Source organism: Eubacterium sp. An11, from assembly GCF_002161065.1.
GTDB classification, from domain to species: domain Bacteria; phylum Bacillota; class Clostridia; order Lachnospirales; family Lachnospiraceae; genus Anaerobutyricum; species Anaerobutyricum faecale.
This window is the reverse complement of the sequence record NZ_NFLV01000009.1, coordinates 103655-125939: the sequence shown is the minus strand read 5'-3', so window position 1 is coordinate 125939 and position 22285 is coordinate 103655. Positions and strand designations below refer to the sequence as shown.

25 protein-coding genes and 1 CRISPR repeat array are annotated in these 22285 nt (G+C 40.1%); of the genes, 16 read left to right on the top strand and 9 right to left on the bottom strand.

Translation table 11 applies throughout. The annotated features are described in order from the left end of the window. The first annotated feature begins 124 nt into the window (after nt 1–124). Together B5E53_RS09150 and B5E53_RS09145 are read left to right on the top strand one after the other, a co-directional pair. Nucleotides 125–832 (top strand): FctA domain-containing protein, encoded by a 708-nt coding sequence (locus B5E53_RS09150; protein WP_087314307.1) that lies wholly within the window; start codon nt 125–127, stop codon nt 830–832. A gap of 155 nt (nt 833–987) precedes the next feature. Further along, nucleotides 988–1527: a hypothetical protein gene (locus tag B5E53_RS09145; RefSeq protein WP_087314305.1), complete on the top strand. Its 540-nt coding sequence runs from the start codon at nt 988–990 to the stop codon at nt 1525–1527. Between the two features lie 44 nt (nt 1528–1571). Here the strand turns inward: B5E53_RS09145 and B5E53_RS09140 are convergent, their stop codons facing one another. Next, a complete protein-coding gene (locus B5E53_RS09140) occupies nt 1572–1727 on the bottom strand; it encodes a hypothetical protein (RefSeq protein ID WP_162611878.1) in 156 nt (51 codons plus the stop codon). Between the two features lie 70 nt (nt 1728–1797). Beyond that, nucleotides 1798–1971: a hypothetical protein gene (locus tag B5E53_RS19255; protein WP_162611877.1), complete on the bottom strand. Its 174-nt coding sequence runs from the start codon at nt 1969–1971 to the stop codon at nt 1798–1800. A gap of 326 nt (nt 1972–2297) precedes the next feature. Here B5E53_RS19255 and B5E53_RS09130 point away from each other — a divergent pair, with 326 nt between their 5' ends. Beyond that, nucleotides 2298–2969, top strand: a complete 672-nt coding sequence (locus B5E53_RS09130) for a DUF1287 domain-containing protein (protein ID WP_087314299.1) — start codon at nt 2298–2300, stop codon at nt 2967–2969. Between the two features lie 42 nt (nt 2970–3011). Here B5E53_RS09130 and B5E53_RS19250 read toward each other — a convergent pair whose 3' ends face one another. Both B5E53_RS19250 and B5E53_RS09125 read right to left on the bottom strand, forming a co-directional pair. Further along, on the bottom strand, nt 3012–3170 hold the full coding sequence (locus B5E53_RS19250) for a hypothetical protein (RefSeq protein ID WP_162611876.1): 159 nt from the start codon (nt 3168–3170) through the stop codon (nt 3012–3014). 307 nt (nt 3171–3477) lie between these two features. Then, a complete protein-coding gene (locus B5E53_RS09125) occupies nt 3478–4806 on the bottom strand; it encodes a nucleobase:cation symporter-2 family protein (RefSeq protein WP_087314297.1) in 1329 nt (442 codons plus the stop codon). Nucleotides 4807–5114: 308 nt separating this feature from the next. Here B5E53_RS09125 and B5E53_RS09120 point away from each other — a divergent pair, with 308 nt between their 5' ends. Together B5E53_RS09120 and B5E53_RS09115 are read left to right on the top strand one after the other, a co-directional pair. Then, a complete protein-coding gene (locus B5E53_RS09120; protein WP_087314321.1) occupies nt 5115–5414 on the top strand; it encodes a DUF1294 domain-containing protein in 300 nt (99 codons plus the stop codon). A gap of 28 nt (nt 5415–5442) precedes the next feature. Then, nucleotides 5443–6039 carry a M48 family metallopeptidase gene (locus B5E53_RS09115; protein ID WP_242963605.1) on the top strand — a complete coding sequence of 199 codons (597 nt, stop codon included), beginning with the start codon at nt 5443–5445 and terminating at the stop codon, nt 6037–6039. Between the two features lie 82 nt (nt 6040–6121). On the opposite strand, the gene B5E53_RS09110 is transcribed toward B5E53_RS09115, so the two are convergent. Then, complete coding sequence (locus B5E53_RS09110; RefSeq protein ID WP_087314295.1) at nt 6122–7411, bottom strand: cytidylate kinase family protein; 1290 nt, start codon at nt 7409–7411, stop codon at nt 6122–6124. Between the two features lie 6 nt (nt 7412–7417). Continuing rightward, nucleotides 7418–7843: a MarR family transcriptional regulator gene (locus tag B5E53_RS09105; RefSeq protein ID WP_162611875.1), complete on the bottom strand. Its 426-nt coding sequence runs from the start codon at nt 7841–7843 to the stop codon at nt 7418–7420. 212 nt (nt 7844–8055) lie between these two features. Here B5E53_RS09105 and B5E53_RS09100 point away from each other — a divergent pair, with 212 nt between their 5' ends. The 7 genes from B5E53_RS09100 to B5E53_RS09070 all read left to right on the top strand — a co-directional run bounded on the left by B5E53_RS09100 (nt 8056) and on the right by B5E53_RS09070 (nt 14376). After that, a complete protein-coding gene (locus tag B5E53_RS09100; protein WP_087314293.1) occupies nt 8056–8283 on the top strand; it encodes a hypothetical protein in 228 nt (75 codons plus the stop codon). Nucleotides 8284–8361: 78 nt separating this feature from the next. Next, nucleotides 8362–9576, top strand: a complete 1215-nt coding sequence (locus tag B5E53_RS09095; RefSeq protein WP_087314291.1) for a phosphoenolpyruvate hydrolase family protein — start codon at nt 8362–8364, stop codon at nt 9574–9576. 212 nt (nt 9577–9788) lie between these two features. After that, a complete protein-coding gene (locus B5E53_RS09090) occupies nt 9789–10997 on the top strand; it encodes a Tm-1-like ATP-binding domain-containing protein (protein ID WP_087314289.1) in 1209 nt (402 codons plus the stop codon). Between the two features lie 51 nt (nt 10998–11048). Beyond that, complete coding sequence (locus B5E53_RS09085; RefSeq protein ID WP_087314287.1) at nt 11049–11879, top strand: phosphoenolpyruvate hydrolase family protein; 831 nt, start codon at nt 11049–11051, stop codon at nt 11877–11879. 195 nt (nt 11880–12074) lie between these two features. Beyond that, complete coding sequence (locus B5E53_RS09080) at nt 12075–12914, top strand: tyrosine-type recombinase/integrase (RefSeq protein WP_087314285.1); 840 nt, start codon at nt 12075–12077, stop codon at nt 12912–12914. A 519-nt stretch (nt 12915–13433) separates the two neighbouring features. Continuing rightward, nucleotides 13434–13928 (top strand): hypothetical protein, encoded by a 495-nt coding sequence (locus B5E53_RS09075; RefSeq protein ID WP_087314283.1) that lies wholly within the window; start codon nt 13434–13436, stop codon nt 13926–13928. Nucleotides 13929–14157: 229 nt separating this feature from the next. After that, complete coding sequence (locus B5E53_RS09070; protein WP_087314281.1) at nt 14158–14376, top strand: hypothetical protein; 219 nt, start codon at nt 14158–14160, stop codon at nt 14374–14376. A gap of 120 nt (nt 14377–14496) precedes the next feature. Here the strand turns inward: B5E53_RS09070 and B5E53_RS09065 are convergent, their stop codons facing one another. Beyond that, entirely contained in the window at nt 14497–14694 is a 198-nt protein-coding gene (locus B5E53_RS09065) for a type II toxin-antitoxin system HicA family toxin (protein ID WP_087314279.1), read from the bottom strand. Between the two features lie 152 nt (nt 14695–14846). On the opposite strand from B5E53_RS09065, the gene B5E53_RS09060 reads away from it, so the two are divergent. The 4 genes from B5E53_RS09060 (at nt 14847) to cas2 (ending at nt 19635) form a co-directional block, all read left to right on the top strand. Continuing rightward, nucleotides 14847–15272, top strand: coding sequence for a type II toxin-antitoxin system HicB family antitoxin (locus B5E53_RS09060; RefSeq protein ID WP_242963602.1), 426 nt, complete (start codon nt 14847–14849; stop codon nt 15270–15272). A gap of 215 nt (nt 15273–15487) precedes the next feature. Beyond that, nucleotides 15488–18508, top strand: coding sequence for a type VI-D CRISPR-associated RNA-guided ribonuclease Cas13d (cas13d, locus tag B5E53_RS19245; RefSeq protein ID WP_162611874.1), 3021 nt, complete (start codon nt 15488–15490; stop codon nt 18506–18508). After that, nucleotides 18501–19325: a type II CRISPR-associated endonuclease Cas1 gene (cas1, locus tag B5E53_RS09055; RefSeq protein ID WP_162611873.1), complete on the top strand. Its 825-nt coding sequence runs from the start codon at nt 18501–18503 to the stop codon at nt 19323–19325. The genes cas13d and cas1 overlap by 8 nt, the downstream gene beginning before the upstream one ends. After that, nucleotides 19318–19635 (top strand): CRISPR-associated endonuclease Cas2, encoded by a 318-nt coding sequence (gene cas2 / locus B5E53_RS09050; RefSeq protein WP_087314275.1) that lies wholly within the window; start codon nt 19318–19320, stop codon nt 19633–19635. Before cas1 ends, cas2 begins: the two co-directional genes overlap by 8 nt. A 123-nt stretch (nt 19636–19758) precedes the next feature. Then, nucleotides 19759–20390: a CRISPR direct-repeat array (repeat unit 35 nt; unit sequence GAACTACACCCTGGCTGAAAGTCAGGGTCTAAAAC). A gap of 1053 nt (nt 20391–21443) precedes the next feature. Here cas2 and B5E53_RS09040 read toward each other — a convergent pair. Then, a complete protein-coding gene (locus B5E53_RS09040) occupies nt 21444–22052 on the bottom strand; it encodes a Fic family protein (RefSeq protein WP_087314271.1) in 609 nt (202 codons plus the stop codon). 4 nt (nt 22053–22056) lie between these two features. Then, on the bottom strand, nt 22057–22224 hold the full coding sequence (locus B5E53_RS19240) for a hypothetical protein (protein WP_162611872.1): 168 nt from the start codon (nt 22222–22224) through the stop codon (nt 22057–22059). Nucleotides 22225–22285: the final 61 nt, after the last annotated feature.

Sequence of the window (22285 nt, the reverse complement as noted above, 5' to 3'; positions counted from 1 at the left end):
CAGACATGATAATTATTTTAGGATAACATCTGATGAAGGAAGAACACCTTCTTCTGTTATCTAATCATAGAAACTTATTAACCGAGTAGTCTTATTGACTACACCATTATTATACTAGGAGGGGATGAAAACGAAAATCAGAAAAATAACGGCAGCGCTTCTGTTTGCGCTCTTGTGCCTGACAGCGGTTCCGACCACTGCTTTTGCAGCAGATGATAAGAGTACCGGACTCGCTGTGGATGTGGCGATTCCAGTCAGCGTGGAACTGTCAGGAGAAGTACCTTCCCCGGCGGAAAGCTTCACATTAACGCTGCAGGCATTGGATGATGCCCCGCTGCCGGAGCAACATACATTGACCATCACAGGAGCCGGAACAGCAGAATTTCCGGCAATAACTTATACAAAACCGGGCATATACTGTTACACAGTGACCCAGCAGGCGGGCAGCCATACAAGAGGACATTATGACAGTACAGTTTATTATGTTCGTGTTTCCGTGACAAACGCAGAAAATGGCGGACTGGAAGCAGTGGTGGCAGCGCATACGGATGCGCAGATGGTAAGTGACAAGAGAGACATCGCTTTTACCAATACATATGACCCGGCGCCGGCCGCATCCACACAGCGGCCGTCTGCCCCGGGTTCATCATCAGATAATGATTCTGGGTCCGGAACGAGCACTACAAAGAAAAGCTCCGGCACCAGCTCCGCAAAAACAGGTGACAGCAATAATCCTGTGTTGTGGATGAGTCTGCTCATCGTTGCAGGAAGTGGACTCGTCGCCATTGGAGGCGACAACTATCGGAAATGGCGAAACCGTCGAAGGGGATAGTGAAATGAAAAAGATGCATTTTCCATATAGGACAATAGATTGTAAAGACAGTCTGTGTCATACAGGGAGTGCAGAACATGAAAAAAGAGAAGCCAGTATGCCGGAAAATTCGGATGCTGGCTTTTTGACCTTGATCTTAAGTAAGAAGGAAAAAAATGATGGAAGAACAGACAACAAAAGAATTTCTGGAAAAAGAGTCCAAGAAAAAAACATTAGGCTCGTCAGTGCGCCCTGTGTGCCGGGTTTACAATCGTACCTGGCGTACGTCCGTCCTTATGATCAAATTTTATCAGACAAAGGAACAAACGAAGAATGAGCCGGAAGGCGAAATTTTTAATATGCATATTCCTTATGGCATTCCATTTTGCGGATTGGGCGATATGATGATGAAAATGAATCGTATTTATGATTTACTGGACTATCCACAGAGTGAGCTGAAGATGCGTCTGTGGGATGATACGGAGATGTGGAAGGGTACGCTCCTGGAAAATGATAATGGATGGAGCTATGAAGAAGACGCCGTTGAGCGATTTCGTCAGTTTGATACCGGCCATGGTTCATCAGTATATGTGGAGACGCGTTTTCGTCGCTATGGCAGCTGGCAGGGGATTCTCCAGGTAGGTAAGAAAAAACTTTCTTATAGAAGCGCATTGGAGTTTCTTCATTATATAGTGGGATATTTGGAGAATAAATAAAAAGTCTCTGATTCCCCAGTTTTGGTGCTGGGGGATCAGACTTTTTATTTATTCTTCCCTTCCTTCCCATACTCTTGCCCATAACCAGCTTTCCTCATGTCATCGAGGAATTCTTCCTCTGTCTGTTCCAACTCCTGAGAAGCATCCAAAACTGACAGCTTGCCACTGGCGACCAGGCGATACAAATGCATCTTTTCCATTTGAACGCCGCGCTCGATTCCTTGCTTAATGCCGCGCCTTATTCCTCTCTGCTCTAATCTCTCCGCGACATCACATATAGTCATCTCTTTCCTTTGTTCCAAAATGCAGTACCAAAGTAATGACCGTAACAGGCTTTCTCTTTTGTAACAGCTGCTGACGGTATGCCGCTCCGTCATATCCGATGACACGAAACGGCATATTCTTTTCAATGTCTGTCTGGTTCTCTATCCCAAACAACGCCATGTGGATCTTTCGTTTCTCCCAATATTTGGAGACATTCCTTCCCAGATATCTCGTAAAACAGGAGGAAATCCTTACAAGACTTCCTGCATCAATTATAATTTTATATTATCATAAAAAATTTAAAAATGATATACTTTTTTGCAAAATATTTTAGGAAAAGTCAGAAAATTGTTCTTTATTTGACAGAGTGGATGCCATATTTTTCTGGTATGATTCATATATATCCAGTGTGCAGGTGTTGATTACAGACTGCACAGGAAATGTACAGTCTGTATCCATCAATAACGTGAGATCTGTCTGGATAAAAATAAAAAAGGGGAGAGCACATGTCAAAGAAGAGAGTTTTTCTGGCAGCAGCGGCAGTCATTTTTCTGTCGGCTGCCTGCAGTCTCTGGCATTTCAGGCATTATTTTATCGGACCCAGCAGTGCGCCGGTGGATGCCAGGAGCAATGCGGATTTTAATATTGAAGATATTCACAGTTCCGTGGACAAAGACGGGGACGGTATCGACGACCAGACTGATATCCTGCAGGGTACCAGAGAGTACATTTCCACCCATCCAAAGTATAAGAGCGAGTATTATTACACCGGCTATCCCGATGACGGATACGGTGTCTGTACCGATGTGGTGGCTAATGCCATGCGCAGTGCCGGCTATGATCTGATGGAGCTGGTCAATGAAGATATCATGGCCGATCTACAGGAGTATGATATTGAGAAACCGGATATCAATATTGATTTCCGCCGTGTGAAGAATCTGAAAGTATATTTTAAACATACGGCTATTCCGCTGACCACGGATATCTATGATATCGATGAATGGCAGGGCGGCGATATCGTTATTTTTGATAAGCATATCGGGATTGTCTCTGATAAGAGAAATGAAAATGGCGTTGCCTACGTGATCCATCACAACAGTCCGTTTCAGGCAGCCTATGAGGAAGATATCCTGGAAAAAAGAGATGATCTGGTGGCCCATTACCGGGTCAGCCAGTGAAAAAATGCCGGAGCAGCGGTGAGCTGCCCCGGTGTTGTATTTTTAATCTTTTATCTGCTGTGAGGATGCATGCAGGTCTTCTTCCCGCGGTTTTGCCCCGACGATTCTTCGTATCAGGTCAAGGATTTCGTGTTCACTGTGGCCTTTTTCGTCACACCATTCGATGACTTCTTTGATTTCTTTTTTATCCAATTCCCCCATATATCCTCCTTTCCCCGCCGAAGCGGTTATTGTCTGGTGAAGACAATAGTAATATAATATACTTATAAAAATAAATCAATATGATAACAATAAAAATATTAAAAATTATAGAGAAGATTTTCTTTAAGTATACCACATTTCAGAGAAAGATAAAACATTATTGAGTATTTTTTATATAGTCAGAAAACGCAGCCTGATCATTGAGGGGAAAATGTCCCACAGGAGGATCCATCATAATAAAAAAGCCCCTGTCAGAGTGTAATGACAGAGGCAAAAAAGGAGCGGTGGAAACCGCTCCTTCGGGTCATCAGTCTGCCGGTGAATTGTCTTCCGGCACGATGATATTCAGAATAAATACAATCAGGAAGGACACCATCAGGGAGCTTCCGAGAATGTTCTTTGCCAGCTGCGGGCAGAACTGCAGCACATCCGGTACGGCGTCGATGCCGACACCGATGGCAAGTGCGATACCCACAATCAGTTTGTTCCGGTAGTTCATCGGCTGTTCACCGAGAAGCTGAATACCGGACATGGTGATGGCGGCAAATACAGTTACGGTGGCGCCGCCCAGTACCGGCTGCGGGATGGTGGTCATCAGAGCGCCGAATTTCGGGCAGAATCCTGCGGCCAGCATGATGATGCCGACGATGAGGAAAACTCTCTTTGCCACGACTTTAGTGGTACAGATCAGACCGACGTTCTGGCTGTATGGGTCTGTTGGCAGACCACCGATGATGGCGCCGATCATACCGCAGATGGACTGGCCTTTAATGGCTCCGCCCAGCTCTTTGTCCGTAGCCTCCCGGTTAAATCCGCCCATGGCAGTGGAAGATACGTCTCCGATGGTCTGTACGGCCTGTACAACATACATGAGAATCATCATGATGATGGCGTCAGCATGGAATTCCAGTCCGAAATGGAAAGGAATCGGTACGGAGATCAGGCCTGCTTCATTGAAGGTGGAGAAGTCCACGATGCCTCCCATGAACAGGGCGATCACATAACCAACCACGATACCGATGAGCATACCGGATACCTTTAAGTAACCTTTGCCGAAAAGGCTGCATGCCAGGGTAACGACCAGAGTGACTACGGCCAGGATCCAGAATTCAGGAGAACCAAAGGTTCCTGCGCTCTGGGTGGCAGAACCGCCGCCCATATAAGTGATGGCGGTTTCATACAGGGAAAGACCGATACTCAGTACCACGGTACCGCTGACGATCGGCGGGAAGAACCGGCGAATCTTACCCATGAACATCCCGATAAAGATGGAGACAAAGCCGGCCACCAGCTGGGAACCGAAGATGGCGGCGATGCCGTACTGGGTTCCGATCATGGTCAGAATAGGCATGTAGGCAAAGGCTACGCCCATAACGTTTGGAAGCCCCATACCGAATCCCAGAACAGGGAACAGCTGAAGCAGAGTGGTGATGCCGCCGATGAGCATCGCTGCCTGAGTCAGCATGATCTGATCTGAGGCGGAAAGGGATAAAGTGCTGGCAATGAGCATTGGCGGAGTGATGTTGCCGACCAGCATGGCCAGAACATGCTGCATTGCCTGAGGAAAGGCCTGTCCGAAAGTAGGCTTTCCATTGAGCTTAAACAGCTCGCTGCTGGATGAAGTGTTTGTTTGCATGATATCAACTGCCTTCCTTTGTTTTTATTGTATATTTTTTAAAACGACTTACCTATCATAACAAATCCGTTTCTGTCTGTCTATGTCGAATTAATAAAATTGTAAAGATTATGAAAAAAAGTAGAGAAAAATAAACGTGAATGTTAAAATTTAGTGAAATCTACCAGAGGCGATGCGTTTTGGCGGAATCACTGTTATAATGATATCCAATGGAAGAAACGCGCGGAACGGCAATGGTATCGGGAGATGTCGTCTTTTGCCTGAAATAGTATTGCGATATGGAATCGTGGAACAGAAAGGAACAGCATATGAAATTATTTATCTGTTATTTAATTGTGATGAATCTTATCACATTTTTTCTTTATGGACTGGATAAATGGAAAGCAATGCATCATCGCTGGAGGATCTCTGAGGCGGCTCTGCTGCTGGCTGCGTTGATCGGCGGCAGTATCGGGGCTTTGGCAGGTATGTATGGTTTCCGCCATAAGACCAAACATAAAAAGTTTACTATTGGGGTGCCGTTACTGCTGATTTTGCAGATTATACTGCTTTTGTGGCTGTGGCGGCCGGTATTTGGAATCGAATCTGCGGCAGCTATTTTATTTTGAAAGAAAAGGTGACAGGAGAGAAAATCCAATGATGCAGGAATATATATTGTCTTATAATAGAAGAGAAACAGACGGCGTCATCGAAAAGATTCCCGTACAAATTATCCGCTCTTCCCGGAAAAGTATTGGCCTTCAGGTGAAACTGTCAGGGGAGGTTTTGGCGAGAATCCCTGTCCGGCTGCCGGACCGGGAGCTGGCGCAGTTTTTGGAAAAACATCGGGAATGGATCTGGAAAAAGGTGAAACAGGCGGCCCGGGAAGCCCGTACACAGAAAACGACAGGTGCCGTTCCTGTGAAGAATCTGACCGGGGAAGAACTTGAGAAAATAAAAGAAAAATTTGTACGTCGTGTAGAGTATTACAGCAGAGAAATGGGCGTTACCGTGGGACGAATCACCATCCGCAATCAGAAGACCCGGTGGGGAAGCTGCAGTTCCAAAGGCAATCTTAACTTTAATTATCAGCTTTATTATCTGCCCGATGCGCTGTTTGATTATGTGGTAGTACATGAACTGGCGCACCGGCGGCATATGAACCATTCTCCGGAGTTCTGGAAAGAAGTTGAAAAATATTTTCCAGACTACAGAGAATGCAGAGCAGAGCTGAAAAAGATAAAAATGATCTGAAGAATTTTGTCAATGAACAAAATGATGACCGCTCAGATGGCGTCAGGGACGTTCATGAAAAAAGTCAGCAGCTCAGGTGGTGTCAGAAAGAAGGCTGAGCAGCTTTGATTCTGTCAAGCGTTTTTGACACCAGATCAATCACAGTTTCTTCTCCTAATTCTGTGTCAATGGTCAGATCATAATTCTTTGCCAGGCCCCAGATTCTCCGGGTGTAATACCGGTAATTGTCCGCCCGACGCCGGTCGTTCTGAAGTATCTTCTGCTGAGCTTCCTTTTCGCTCAATTGCTCGGTGGACATGATCCGTTTGGTGCGGTATTCTTCCGATGCGTGCATATAGACTTTCAGACAGCAAGGCCGGTCCTTTAATATGTAATCAGCACAGCGCCCCAAAATAACACAATTTCCTTTGGAGGCAAGCTGTCGGATTACACTGGCCTCTGATTCAAAAATCTTATCCCTCGGTGCATCGTGTTCGTCAGAATAAATGTACATCTGGCTGACCAGATCATAAAGAAAGCTGTTGGTCATATTTTCTTCTTTTTCTTTTACAAACTGAGGCGTATAACCGGTGGTGCCGGCAGTCATCTGTATAATCTCGTGGTCGTAAAACTCATATCCCAGTTTTTCTGCGATTGCCTTTCCAAGGTCGTGACCTCCGCTGCCGTATTGTCTTCCAATGACAATAACCGGAGAGACAGCAGTTCCATCTTCCGCTGTTTCAACGGCTGATGATGGTTCGGAGAATAAAATCGGTTTTAAGAATGCCAGATATCTTCCGAAAAGCCGGGCAATAAATCCAACCAGTAAAGCGGCGATGATGGTACCTTCCCGAACGCCTTCCAGGCGATGAACAAAAATAAACGACAGCACAGCGGCGATGACTGTGAGAGAAACATCGAAAGCTACCTTTGTGTTTCCGAAATTAGTGTTCCAGGTGCTGGAAACCGCCCGGACGAAAGATTCTCCGGGAAGCATTGCCACATTTGCCAGTACTTCCATATAGACGCCGAATCCCAGAATCACGCATCCGATCAACAGGTAGATAATCTTGAATCCATATGCCTCAGGGTGAACAAAACCAAGCAGAACCATGGTCAGGTCAATGAAGTAGCCAAACAGAATGGAAATAGGAATCTGAAGCAGGTGTTCGGCTTTAAAATTCTTCCTTAATATAAAAAGTTGGATGATAATTAAAAGAATACTGAAAATAATAGTGAATTGTCCGAGAGTCATGAGAAAATTCAGACTGAGTACATAAGGAATAGAAGAGATTGGTGAAGTACCCAGATCAGCCTTGGTAATCAGGCTGACTCCCAATGAGTTGATAAACAGCCCGATTAAAAAAATAACATAACGTTTTAACTTTTCCATAGAAATTTAGTCCTCCTTTGTTGTCAAATTTTCATAAATTCTGGAAAATGTCTGCATAAACTGTTCTTTCTCCTGTTCAGATATGCCCTGGAAAGCTTCGTCTTCGATCTGTTCAAAGCTTTTGGTAACGAGATCCCGGAGTTTTTCTCCTTTTTCGGTCAGAAAAACATAAGAACTGCGCCGGTTGCCATGGAGCATTCTGCGTTCCACAATTCCCCTTTCTTCCATACGGTTCAAAATAGAAGTCAGGGAACCGGCTTCGATATGACAGCCTCCGGCAATGTCTTTCTGACTGGCACCGTTATGATCTTTCAGGTAATCAAGAACTTTCGGCTGGCCGAGAGTGAGGCCGGACCCCTTAATGCGGGCCAGCAGAGCCTTTTGGACCATGGCCTGTTCCGCCATGACCAGATAATGAAATGAAGAATTCAAAATACTGCCTCCTTTTGATGGATAAAACATAATTATAATTGAAATAGTTTGAATTATAACTATTAGCGGTATCTATTATAGGAAGGAAGCTGGGAAATGTCAAGAATCATTCCGGAAAAACAGGTGAACCTGTGATATAATGTCACTGATAAAATGTAACTGGAAAGTTTTACAGAACATAAAGAATGTTATGACAGACAGGAGGAAAAAGAATGCGTAAAAATTTGGGTGCTAATCCATTTGTTTATCCACAGCCGGTTTTAATTGTCGCTTCTTACGGGGAGAATGACATTCCGGACGCTATGAATGTGGCCTACGGCGGTATCGTCAATTCCAACCGTATTCAGATCAACATTGGTGTAAGGCATAAGACTTCCGATAATATTAAGGAAAGAAAGGCATTTACGGTGGGAATTGCCGATGGAAATCAGCTGAAATAATGTGTGTAGTCAGATGGGATGAACTGATGCGCAGAGGAGGAATTATCGGAATATATTGAGAAAATATCGGGGTGACAGATGGACAGAAAGACAATTTTAAAAATTTTGCATGCGAGAATTAATATTAATGGGCACATTATCGGGGCGGCTATAGGATCCGGAATGGCAGCAAAATATGCGGCTCTGGGCGGAGCAGATCTGTTGCTGGCACTGAGTGCGGGAAAATACAGGACCATGGGACGAAGCTCCATGGCAACTTTCTTTTGTTATGATAATAATAATGAATCGGTTATGGAAATGGGAAAGCGGGAACTGCTTCCTATTATCAAGGACACACCGATTCTTTTTGGATTACTGGCCAGCGACCCTTTCATTCATCTTTATGACTATTTGAAAGAAATTCGGGAAGCTGGTTTTTCTGGAATAGTCAATTACCCTACCCTTGCTATGATAGACGGACAGTTTCGGGAGGGGCTGGAAGAGGAGGGCAATACCTATGAGCAGGAAGTGGAAGCTATTAAACTTGCACATTATATGGATTTGTTTACAGTGGCTTTTGTGACAAACAGTGAGGAAGCCCGCTGGATGATGGAAGCGGGAGCCGACGTACTTTGCGTCCATCTGGGATTGACCAAAGGGGGATATCTCGGGGCTAAAAAATATATTTCCATTGATGAGGCAAGAAGATTGAGTGATCATATTTTTAAGATATGTGATGAGATTCGGCCTGATGTCATCAAGATGATTTATGCGGGACCGGCAAATACACCTATCGACATGCAGTATTTTTATCAGACTACCCGATGTCAGGGATATATCGGTGGATCCACCTTTGACCGGATTCCAACGGAGCGGGCAATTCTCAATACTACCAAGGCTTTTAAAAGCTATGGAAATTTTGACAGAGATGATCCAATGACAAAAATACTGCACGGTGACTGGAAGCCGGGAGATTATGTGAATTTTACCTGTAAATATATAGAAGAGCACTATATGGAAAATATCCAGCTTTCGGATATTGCCATTGTCGCCCATGTGTCGCCCTCTTATTTGAGCACTCGTTTTAAAAAAGAGACCGGAATGAATTTTACGGAATACCTGGTGCGGTTTCGGATTAACAAAGCAGAAGAGCTTTTGAAGGAAAGCAATCTTCGCTGTCGGGAGATTGCAGAAAAAGTAGGATACTTTGATTATGCTCATTTTTCCAAGATTTTTAAAAAATATAATGGAATGTCTCCGCGGCAGTATCAGGAGAAGTGCAGAAATGCAAAAATTGGTCGCCAAACTTTATAGTTAATATAAACACATGAAAAAATAAAATAAAAACTAGAAAATGCAGATATAAACACAAGAAATGATGATATAAATACATTTCTATAAAAGAAAAAGGAGAGTAGAATCAGGATATGAAACATCATGATTCTACTTTTTATTTTTGCGCGGGGAGGGGATAGTCATAGGAGACTGCGCAAGGAAAAAAGAGTTGAAGAGAGGAGGAGGTATTTTTGAAGACAATTGCGATTGCCGGGACTTTTGATTCCAAAGGAAAAGAGTATCTCTATGTCAAAGGTCTGGTGGAAGAATTGGGATTGCGGCCGTATATGATCAACACCGGTGTGTTTGAGCCGGATGTTTCTAATGAAGAGGTTGCTGCTGAGGCCGGTTATAATCTGAAAGAGATTGCGTCGAAGAAAGACCGGGCATTAGCAATGGAAGCACTGGCAAAGGGAATGGAAAGAATTGTGCCAAGACTTTATGGCGAAGGAAAGTTTGATGGTATCCTGTCATTTGGCGGTTCCGGGGGAACTTCGTTGGTGACGCCTGCTATGCGTGAGCTGCCGATTGGCGTACCTAAACTGATGGTGTCTACCATGGCATCGGGAGATGTGTCAAGGTATGTGGGGACCAGCGATATTATTATGATGCCATCTATTGTGGATGTGGCAGGGCTGAATCAGATTTCCAAACTGATTTTTAAAAATGCGGTGCTGGCCATGGCGGGCATGGTTTCCTACGGAGATAAACTGAATGAGGATACAGACGAACATAAACCGCTTATTGCGGCCACCATGTTCGGTGTAACCACGCCTTGTATTGAACAAGCAAAGGCGTATCTGGAAGACAAAGGGTACGAGGTGCTGGTGTTCCATGCCACAGGGACTGGTGGAAAGACAATGGAATCTCTCATCGATGCAGGATTTTTTGCTGGTGTGCTGGATTTGACCACCACAGAATATTGTGATGAGGTTGTAGGTGGTATATTGGCGGCAGGACCGGACCGTTGCGGCGCAGCTATCCGTCAGAAAGTTCCACAAGTAGTTTCTGTGGGAGCCTGCGATATGGTAAACTTTGGAGAGATGGATTCAGTGCCGGAACAATTTAAGCATCGGAATCTCTATAAACACAACCCGGCAGTGACTTTGATGCGTACCACCGTGGAAGAAAATGTGGAGATTGCCCATCGTTTGGCGGAAAAATGGAATGGAGCTCAAAGGAAAATGGTTCTTCTTCTTCCAAAGAAAGGAGTTTCTATGATTGATGACGAGGGACAGCCGTTTGATGGACCAGAAGAGCGTAAGGCATTGTTTGATACCTTAAAAAAAGAAATTCATAACGATAATGTAGAAATTATTGAGATGGACAACAATATCAATGATGAAGAGTTTGCTGTCACTGCGGCTAAGACTCTTCTGAATCTGATGGAAAAACAGTAAAACAAAAAACTAAAAATTATTTGGTTTATTTTAAGTAAGGAGGAAATGATTATGTTAAGAAAGTCGAGAAGTGAAATTTTAAAAGATTTCAGAGAGCAGATAGCACAGGGAAAGATTCTTGTTGGTGTAGGTGCCGGCACAGGTATTACCGCAAAATGTAGTGAGAAAGCAGATGTGGATATGCTAATCATTTATAATTCGGGACGATTCAGAATGGCTGGACGTGGTTCTTTGTCAGGATTGCTTTCTTATGGCGATGCCAATGCTATTGTACAGGAGATGGGACAGGAAGTTCTTCCAATTGTAAAGAAAACTCCAGTACTGGCTGGTGTATGTGGTACAGATCCGTTCCGTGTTATGGATATTTTCTTAAAACAGCTAAAAGAGCAGGGATTTAATGGTGTACAGAACTTTCCTACTGTAGGATTAATTGATGGTAAATTCCGCGCGAATCTGGAAGAGACCGGAATGGGCTATGATTTGGAAGTGGATATGATTCGGGAAGCTCACAAGCTCGATATGCTGACTTGTCCTTACGTTTTTGATCCGGATCAGGCAAAAGCCATGGCGGAAGCTGGTGCGGATATTCTCGTTGCTCATATGGGGCTTACCACTAAGGGTTCCATTGGTGCTGAGACTGCTTTAACTTTGGATGACTGCGTGGTAAAAATCCGTGAAATCATTGCTGCAGGCCGTGAAGTGAACCCGGACATCATGGTAATCTGTCATGGTGGTCCGATTGCAGATCCGGAAGATGCCGCTTATGTTATAGGACAGGTGCCGGAAATCGATGGTTTCTTCGGTGCTTCCTCTATTGAGAGACTGGCTTCTGAGAGGGGTATGACCAAACAGGCAGCGGCTTTCAAAGCTATTCAGAAATAGAATAAATCACACGATATAAAATATAAGGTACCTGCCAGAAATTATTTTGGCAGGTACCTTTTTGACTGAAAATATGGCTGTTTAGATACATGAAACAGATTATTTAAATAAACGAAAGTTCTTTCTTAATAAAATCTAAGGTTTACGGGTAAGAATATAGTTATAAAATAGCAGAAAATGAAAGGAAGTATGATTATGAAAAATATTCTGACCCCAAAACTTGTGGAGAAATATGAAAAGTATTTAATTCAGGAAGAAAGAAGCCCTGCCACCCGAAAACAGTATCGGAGAGAAATTTTGCGCTTTCTGGAATATGGAGCGGGAAGGACTCTGACAAAAGAACTGATCATTGAGTACAAGAAGGAACTGATGGATAAATATCAGCCGGTCAGCGTGAACACGAAGCTGGCTGCGATCAATGGATTTCTGGCTTTTGCCGGATATGGAGATCTCAAAGTAAAACAGTTAAAGATACAACGAAGGCCCTACTGTTCCAGCGACCGGGAACTAACCAAGGCGGAATATACCCGTCTGCTTTACTGCGCAAGAAATCAGGGACAGGAAAAATTATGGCTGATTCTTCAGACTATCTGCGGCATGGGAATCCGCATTTCCGAGCTCCCCTATATTACCGCAAAAGCTGTCCGGGATGGAGAAGCCTCTGTAAATCTGAAAGGAAAAAACAGGGTGATTCTGATGGGAAAGAAACTGCGCCGAATTCTGAAAAAATATATGGACAATCAGGGAATTAACTCCGGTCCGCTTTTTGTTACCAGAAATGGAAATCCCATGGACCGCAGCAATATCTGGAAAATGATGAAACGGCTGTGTCGAAACGCTGGGGTGAATCCCCATAAAGTGTTTCCGCATAATCTGCGGCATCTTTTTGCCCGGACATTTTATAAAGCCAACAAAGATATCGTGAAGCTGGCGGATGTGCTGGGACACAGCAATATCAACACCACGAGAATCTATATCATATCTACAGGAAAAGAACATCAACGCTTTATGGATGCCATGGGGCTGGTTATATAAATCATATAAAAAGAGAGGTACGAAAGAGGGGAAGAACTGATTGTAGAACAGGCCACATAATTTATATTATGTGGTAAATACGACTGATTTTATATCACATCATCATATATCAATTGTTTTCAATATAGCATAATCCCGTTTTACCGTCAATGAAATTTCTATTACATAAAGGGAATATTGAAAAAAATCTTGTTTTTTTGAAATGCTTTTTTTACAAAGAAAAGTAATAGATATGGAAGAAAAACATTTTCTGATAAAACTGGGCATAACAAAAAAACCCTCTTAAGTCCTGTTTAAAAAGAGGGCAGTATAAGTGTGCGCTCATGAAACAAAAAACAGAAGAAAATGATGACTTCTCCTGTTCTATCCAAAAAAATAAGGGGGATTCCTGTTTTTATACAGTGGCTGCCGTGCCACCCTTACCACATAATATAAATTATGAAGTTATCTGCTAAAATATCATAGATAAGAACAGCAGATATCAGGAAAAATACGGCTGATGGTACAGGGGATGGAGATATGGGAAAGATAGCAGAAAAAACCAAAAGAAAAAAATTAAATTTTGTCGAACGGAATGTCATTCAGACAGGACTTCTGATTACCTTTGAAAAAGTACAAGGCGAAGAACCGGAAGGAATCATTTATAATGTACATATTCCATATGGTATCCATTATCAGGGATACGGCGAATTATTTCTGAAAATGGAGCGCATTTATAATCTGTTGGAACGGCCCCAGGCAGAATTCGAAATGCGGAGCTGGAAAAAGACAGACTGGAAGGACACACCTCTGGAAAATACAGAAGGATGGAATTTTTCTGACAGTTGTTTTGAGGAATTTAAGAGGATGTTTGCCTGCTGTAAAAGATGGGTTTATGCGGAGACCCTGTTTCGCCGCCACGGCAGCTGGCAGGGTGTGATGAAGGCCGTTGGAACCACACTGTACTACAGAAGCGACCTGGAACTGATGCATTTCATTTCAGAGTATCTTCGGGAGACGGGAAAGAAAAAATGAAACATGACTGAGTTATGATCAGAAATGAAAGTAGATGAATACAATAAAGGATTGATATCAAAATATGTGAGATATCAATCCTTTATTTTTATAGGCTTTAGTCTATTGAGCATGAAGCAAGTTTTTTATAAAGGAGAAATGAATTATGCAAAAACACTTGACACGTATTAAAACACGTATTATAATAAGGGCAACAAAAATAAAGTGAATTAAAAATAGGAGGGATAAAATGGCGTTTTATAGTTCCCCGGAAGAAATGTATCTGGCAAGAGCAAGAAGATTTAAAAAAGACGCGGATATGCACTGGGCAAAAGCTTTAAATGGTGAAGGTGATTATCACTATGGAAAAGCAAAGAAATTTTACGAAGAAGCTAAATTAAATAGGGAAAAAGCAGCGAAAGCAAAAGGATTATCGTTTAAAACAGCGAAAAAAGCAGAAAGGGGATAAAAATGTTATCGAAAGCATTACTATTTTTAGGACGCACTACATTAAATGTAGTTGTAGTAGTTATAAGCAAAAAATAATTGTTATAAAACAAGGAGATGATACGCCGGAAAAAGTTAAGGGCTATCTCCGTAGAGATAACCCCGTAACTTTTTCGAGATTTTTAATAACTCCAATGGATAAATCCTTTCCATTATGATTTGGAATCGTAATGGTGTGAGGATTATCAGGATGTTTATATTGGTAATGGGAGCCATTACTGCGTATAAGACTCCAGCCATTGGCGACAATTAATTTCTCGACTTTTCTAAAATTAGGCATTGTATCCTCCTTTTTAATGTTAGGTTAATAGAGCAACAAAAAAGTCTATTACTAACCCGGAAAATACAATATCTAATTATTATTTATTATATATAAAATCTTTGCTTAAGTCAATGGGAGGGCGTATAATTAATGTATATTAAAAAATTGTTATGAAAGAGGAAGGCAAAATAGTGAAAGAAAATTATATTTATCCTGTGGTACTACACAAAGAAGAAGATGGTTATCTTATAACATTTCCAGATTTTCCAGATCAAATGACCGAAGCTGAAAATGAAGAAGAAGCTGTAAAAGCAGCACAGGAAGTATTGGCACTTTGTATTAGTCAAAATGAAGATATGGGAAAGGAAAATCCGAAAGCAAAAAGTCAGGAAGAAATTAAGATTGATGAAAATAGCAAGCTTGTTTATGTTCATTTGTGGATGCCATATTTTAGAAAAATAGAAAAGGTAGTCTATGTAAAAAAGACATTAACTATTCCGAAGTGGCTGGATGAAATGGCAAAAGAGAAAAAAATAAATTTTTCTGCAGTTTTAGTAAAGGGATTAAAGAGAGAGTTGGGAATTGTGGAGAAATGAATTATATCTATTTTTTATAAGATGAAAAGAATGTGTTAATTGATATCAGCAATATAAAAATCAAAAAACAATAGGAGGTAAATTGTGAAAATGGATAAGTGGACTATTGCTAGAATAATTGCCAAAGTTGTGTTAACAGTTGTTGATGAAATTCGAAAAGAATGAAAACAGGTTACTTTGTGGCACTTGCAAAAGAAAGATAGGGGGAGAAAAATATGTCAAAAAAACAAAGACCAAAAGATATTAGGAAAAGACAAGAAGAAGAAAAAAGAGAAAAATATAAAAAACAGGAAGAATTAAGGAAAAAGCAAGAAGAATTGAGGAAAGAGCAGGAGCAAAGAAGAGAAGATCAGAAAGAACTAGAGAAGATTAAGAAAGAAGTGGGAGAAGAGGGCGAAAAAAAGAAATCTAGGGCAAAGGCCCTCGGTTTGAAATCAACATTTATTTTGGACAGGGACGAACAGAAAGTGTTAATGACTTCTTTTGGACAGGGAAATAAAGCAGTCCGGGATAAATATATTATCGGAGATAAAGTTTCAGATATCAATGATGACAGGAAAAATAAAAAAGCAGCATTGTTGGTGGAGGTTTGCGGAAAAAGTTTTAATATATCGAAAAAAGAAAATGATGATTGCGATCCTGTGAAAGTAAATAATCCGGTTGTGTCTAGAAATAAAAAAGACGACGACTTGATTCATTGCAGGAAAAAACTGGAAGAATTATATTTTGGGGAACAGTTTAAGGATAATATACATATTCAGCTCATCTATAATATTCTTGATATAGAGAAGATTCTTGCCGTTCAGGTAAATAATATTGTCTTTGCTCTAAATAATCTTTTAAGTTGGTCAGGAGAGGAAAAGTTTGATTTAATCGGCTATCTTGGGGTAAATGATACTTATGAAAAATTTCGAGATGCCAAAGGTAAAAGAAAGGGGCTTTACGAGAAATTTTCAACACTGATTGAAAAAAAACGAATGAGGTATTTTGGAAGTACGTTCTATCCTCTTAATGAAAAAGGGGAGGAGATTACCAGCAACGATAAAAAAGAGTGGGAACAGTTTGAAAAGAAATGTTATCATTTACTAGCTGTTCTGGGAATGATGAGGCAGGCGACGGCACATGGTGACTCAAAAAGACGCGCAGAAATTTACAAATTGGGAAAAGAGTTTGATAAATCGGAGGCACGAGGATGTCGACAAGAAGCAAGGAAAGAATTAGATGACTTATATAGGAAAAAAATTCATGAAATGAATCAGAGTTTTTTGAAGAATTCAAAAAGGGATATTCTTATGCTGTTTCGTATCTATGATGCGGAGAGCAAAGAAGCAAAAAGAAAGCTAGCGCAGGAATATTATGAATTTATAATGCTAAAGAGTTATAAAAATACAGGTTTTTCTATTAAGCATTTGAGAGAAACTGTGATCGACAAAATGGATGAAGATATAAAAGAAAAGATCAAAGATGATAAATATAATCCAATACGAAGAAAGCTATACAGAATAATGGATTTTGTGATTTATCAATATTACCAGGAATCGGAACAGCAGGAAGAAGCAATGGAACTTGTCAGAAAACTTCGTAATGCTGAAACAAAAGTAGAAAAAGAACTGACATATCGTAAAGAGGCGGAGAAATTAAAAGAAGAATTAGAAAAGATTATTCGTAACAGTATTCTTTCTGTATGTGATAGGATTCTTGCTGAAATGAATGAAAAACGTCATAAGAAAGTGAATCAGGAGTCCTCAGATACAGACAGCGAAGAGCCTTTGGATCCTGAAATATCAGAAGGAATTACTTTTATAAAAGAAACCGCACATAGTTTCAGCGAAATGATATATCTGTTGACAGTATTTCTGGATGGAAAAGAAATTAATATTCTGTTGACGCAACTGATTCATTGTTTTGATAATATTAGCAGTTTTATGGATACAATGAAAGAAGAAAATCTTTTAACTAAATTAAAAGAAGATTATGAAATTTTTGAAGAAAGTAAAGAAATATCAAAGGAATTACGAATTATCAACAGTTTTGCAAGAATGACAGAACCTGTCCCGAAAACAGAAAAAACTATGTTTATTGACGCAGCACAGATTTTAGGATATTCCAATGATGAAAAAGAATTGGAAGGATATGTTGATGCCTTGCTGGATACTAAAAATAAAACAAAGGATAAGGAGAGAAAAGGTTTTGAAAAATATATTTGGAACAATGTAATTAAATCAACGAGATTTAGATATCTGGTGCGTTATGCTGATCCTAAAAAAGTACGCGCATTTGCTGCAAATAAAAAAGTTGTGGCATTTGTTTTGAAAGACATTCCTGATGAGCAGATTAAAGCATATTATAATAGCTGTTTCAGTCAGAATAGCGATTCTAGTAGTAATATGAGCATTGCATTTCAAGATGGTGATAGCAATAAAAAAGGTACTTCTGTTCATGATATGATGAGAAAAGCATTAACAGAAAAAATTACAGGTCTAAATTTTGGTGATTTTGAAGAAGAATCGAAAAAAGGCATCAGAAGGGAAGAAAGCGATAAGAATATTATACGTTTATATTTGACCGTGCTTTATCTCGTGCAGAAAAATTTAATTTATGTTAATTCCAGATATTTTCTTGCGTTTCATTGTGCCGAAAGAGATGAGGTGCTTTATAACGGAGAAACAATAGATAATAATAAAGAGAAAGGATCAGAAAAAGATTGGAAAAAATTTGCTAAAGAATTTATAATAGAACATCCTCCGAAAAAAAAGGTGAAAGATTATTTAGCAAAGAATTTTGAATATTCTAATAAGTGGTCTTTAAGGGTATTTCGCAATTCTGTACAGCATTTAAATGTAATTCGTGATGCTTATAAATATATTAAATGTATTGATGATAATAAAGATGTGCAATCATATTTTGCTCTCTATCATTATCTTGTGCAACGTTATATTAGTGAGATGGCTGAGAATCTAACAGACAAGGGAGAGCTGTCAGAAGGAAGGCTTCAGTACTATTTAAGTCAGGTAGAAAACTACCGGACATATTGTAAAGACTTTGTGAAGGCTTTAAATGTACCTTTTGCATATAATTTACCTAGATACAAAAATCTGTCCATTGATGAATTATTTGACAGAAATAATTATCTGCCAAATAAAGCAAAAAAATGGATTTCTGAGAAAAAGGAGAATGGCGAATATGTCATGGAGGACTGTGGTAACAAAGGCGCAGGACAAGTTGAAAATGCGTGACAATCAGATGGTCATTATATCAGAAAATGAGGAGAAATGTTTTCCTGTCGAACAGATTGGGAAACTCCTCATAGCTTCCAATATTGGCAGTATTTCATTTCCACTATTAGTAAAATTGGCCTCACAAAATACAAAAGTTGTATTTTGTGACAGAAAAACGAATCCAGTATGTGAGGTCAATGCATATTTTTCAAACTATGAAACAGCAGGAAGATTGATGGATCAGGCGGCATGGACAAAACGAAAAAAGGGGGCAATCTGGAGACAACTTGTGAAAATGAAAATTTCGCAGCAAATGGATCTTCTTAAAATTTTAAAATTAGATATTCCGGAACAAATGGTTAATTATTTAAATCAAGTGGAAGTAGACGATGTGACTAATCGAGAGGCAATGGCGTCAAAAATATATTTTAATGTTCTTTTTGGTAAAAAATTTCGACGTTTTGATTCTGATAATATTAACGCAGCATTAAATTATGGATATACCATTTTATGCAGTGCATTTAACCGGGCAATTACAATGATGGGATATAGCACTGCCTTGGGAATCCATCATTGTAACAGACAAAATAATTATAATTTTTCCTGTGATTTAATGGAACCATTCCGACCTTTTGTTGATAAAATAGTTTACAAATATCAAAATTGTGAATTGGATTGGTCATATCGACAGAAATTAATAGGTTTGCTTCAGAATGAGTGTATTTATAAAGGGAAAAAGACAGAGTTAGAAACGGCGATACAATTTTTTGTAAAGGACGTGGCAAAAGGAATGAGTATGTCACGTTATCATGTAGAGGAGATACAGTTTGCATAGACGCAGAGCAGTTGTTTTGGTAATGTATGATTTACCTGTAAAAACGGGTGAAAATAAAAAAGAAAGTGATAAATTTCGGAGATATTTAATTCATCATGGATATGTTTTTATTCAAAAATCTATATATGCAAAGTTACTTAGGAATAAGGCAACACTACGGCATGAAGTTTCATTATTGAAAAAAGAGGCGCCTAAGGGGGGAATCATAAATATTTTGCCGTTATGTATTGATGATTTTCGTAAGATGGAATCAGTATCTGAATCACCGTTCAATATATCAATGTTCGCTGATGATATGATTATTGTTTGACGAAATGTGCAGAAAGAAGGAATATTTTTTAAAATTGGAATAAAACTGTTCGTTTCGTTTGACATTCAGGAGTGTAAAAAGTATAATAAAAACAAGCTCTATACAAAGCTCATTTGTATAGAGGAACTACACCCTGGCTGAAAGTCAGGGTCTAAAACTTCTTTGTTTTCTGTTAGAGATTCTTTTTCTGAACTACACCCTGGCTGAAAGTCAGGGTCTAAAACAAAACACGTGAAAACAATTGCAACATTTTTACTGAACTACACCCTGGCTGAAAGTCAGGGTCTAAAACGTTGGTAGACCATCTACAGAAAGACTTTCTGAACTACACCCTGGCTGAAAGTCAGGGTCTAAAACAAATGATTTCTGCTAAAGAAATTATTTCCCGAACTACACCCTGGCTGAAAGTCAGGGTCTAAAACTTCACATCGTTGCTCTCTTCCACTATAGATAAGAACTACACCCTGGCTGAAAGTCAGGGTCTAAAACCCTACATCTATACCCTTTGAAACACCAATGCCGAACTACACCCTGGCTGAAAGTCAGGGTCTAAAACTCAGGAGTTGCTCCTTTCATAACATCAAGCTGAACTACACCCTGGCTGAAAGTCAGGGTCTAAAACTTAAAGTATGCTCTTAAACCATCAAATTTTTGAACTACACCCTGGCTGAAAGTCAGGGTCTAAAACTTAATTGTGCGCGCCATTGCCACACACAAAACGAACTACACCCTGGCTGAAAGTCAGGGTGTAAAACACAATAGTGGAGACTTACTATGGAGTTCGACAAACAGGTTTATAAGAAGAAAAAGGATTAACATATTTAAGAAATTTTGGGAAAAGTACATTGGAAAAATTAGAAGTGTTCAGAGTTTATAAAGAATAGCGAATGGAAGACGATATGATACTGTTGATGATGAAATTGAATTTGGATTGACAAGTATTGACACCTATCACATTAGCGATAAAGTTCTTATCAGAATTGGTTGCATTAATCAGGATGATATTCATCCCATGACAGATATATATATTATCTGGAAGAAAATGATAATTAGAGCCATACCAAGTTTTAGAATTTTGAGAAACGGAAAACACGGGTATACAAAAAATATTGGAAAGTCTTACAATATGATATATGTCGTTTTTGGGATGAGTATTATTATATCTGTCATGATGAAAGAAAACTGCGTCATATCTGAATAGAACTCAAAGGACAAACAGGATGACTATACGTAGACGATAAGTATGTACCCGCACAGACTGTGGTGGTGGATGTGAGCGTGGATTCAGATATTTTTATATCTGGGATACATGGAAGTCAACAGGGAGAATGGAGATTTATAGCGTCTTCACAACTGATTAGATGAGAAAGTATATAAAGAGTTTGCGTTGTGCGTAATTGGAAAAATGTCGTAAAATGCTATAATTTTTTTGTCGTGAAATTGATTAATAAATGCAAAATATAAAATGATTTTTATTATATTGTCTGTGCATAAGATAAAATGGAAATAACATAATTAGAAAAAATATACTGTTAAAATTTAGAAAATTAAAAAAATAGAATAATATAATGTGTTTGTCTTTATATCTGGAAAATCAGAAGAAAGGAGCAGAGCATGGGTACTACGTGAGAATTCGTCAGCTTTTGCAGAAAACTTTTACGAGTCATTGAAAAAATTGAGAAACATCTGGAAAACGGCGAAAATGATAAAGCCCTTGCCCTGGTCAGGGAGTTAAAGGAAGATACACAAAAAAATATCGAAGCATAAGAATACAAAAACCGGGAGCGTTAACAAAATTGCTCCCGGTATTATTTTTGAGGTGTTTTCTTTACAATTCTGAACATAATCTTATCCATCTTCTCGTACTTCATCAGAAACGAATCGGCGCTGGCCTGGATCATTTCCTCTGCGGTTACATTGGAAAAATCCACTTCGTATCCGGCCCGCTCTGCCAGAATCTCGATGAAGAGGCGCTGGGTCCGGCCGTTGCCTTCCCGGAAGGGATGCAGCGCGTTGATTTCTGAAAGATAGTAAGAGAGCCGGAGAGGCATCTTTTCTTCGCTGCATTTTCGCAGATAGTTTTCTTTTTTCAGCCGGCCGAAAATGTACTCTGCCTGCTGTGTGATAAACAGGTGGCTGCAGAACATGGTGCCTTTATTGATGTTGACGTTGCGGACTTCTCCCGCCCAAGTGTAGATGTCACCGAAAATCTCTTTGTGGAGGCGCCGGAGATATCGGAAATCCATGACGCCTGCCGGGGGATTCTTCCGGAGAGCTAGGATGCGCAACGCTGTAATGTTGCGTTCTGCCTCCTCCAGCAGGTCCCCGTCGGTAATGTTCAGTTTGTTTTTCAGAACAAAAGAATCAGGATAGCAGTAAATGCTGTCCTGTTCAAATTCATAATAGTAATCCTTCATTCCTCTAGTGTGCGGTATATTTCGCGATCATTTCCTGGATAGTCATGGAAATGGACTGTTCTCCGGCGGCGCAGCGAAGCAGAACATCATATTCAGACTCTTTTAAGTTCATGCCTTCCATGGCCATGGAAGCCGCCACCTGTCTGGTTAATTTGACTGCATCTTTCTCCAATGGAATCACCTCCGACTAAATGTGGATCATATATCATTTCCGTTATTATTATACCATTTTG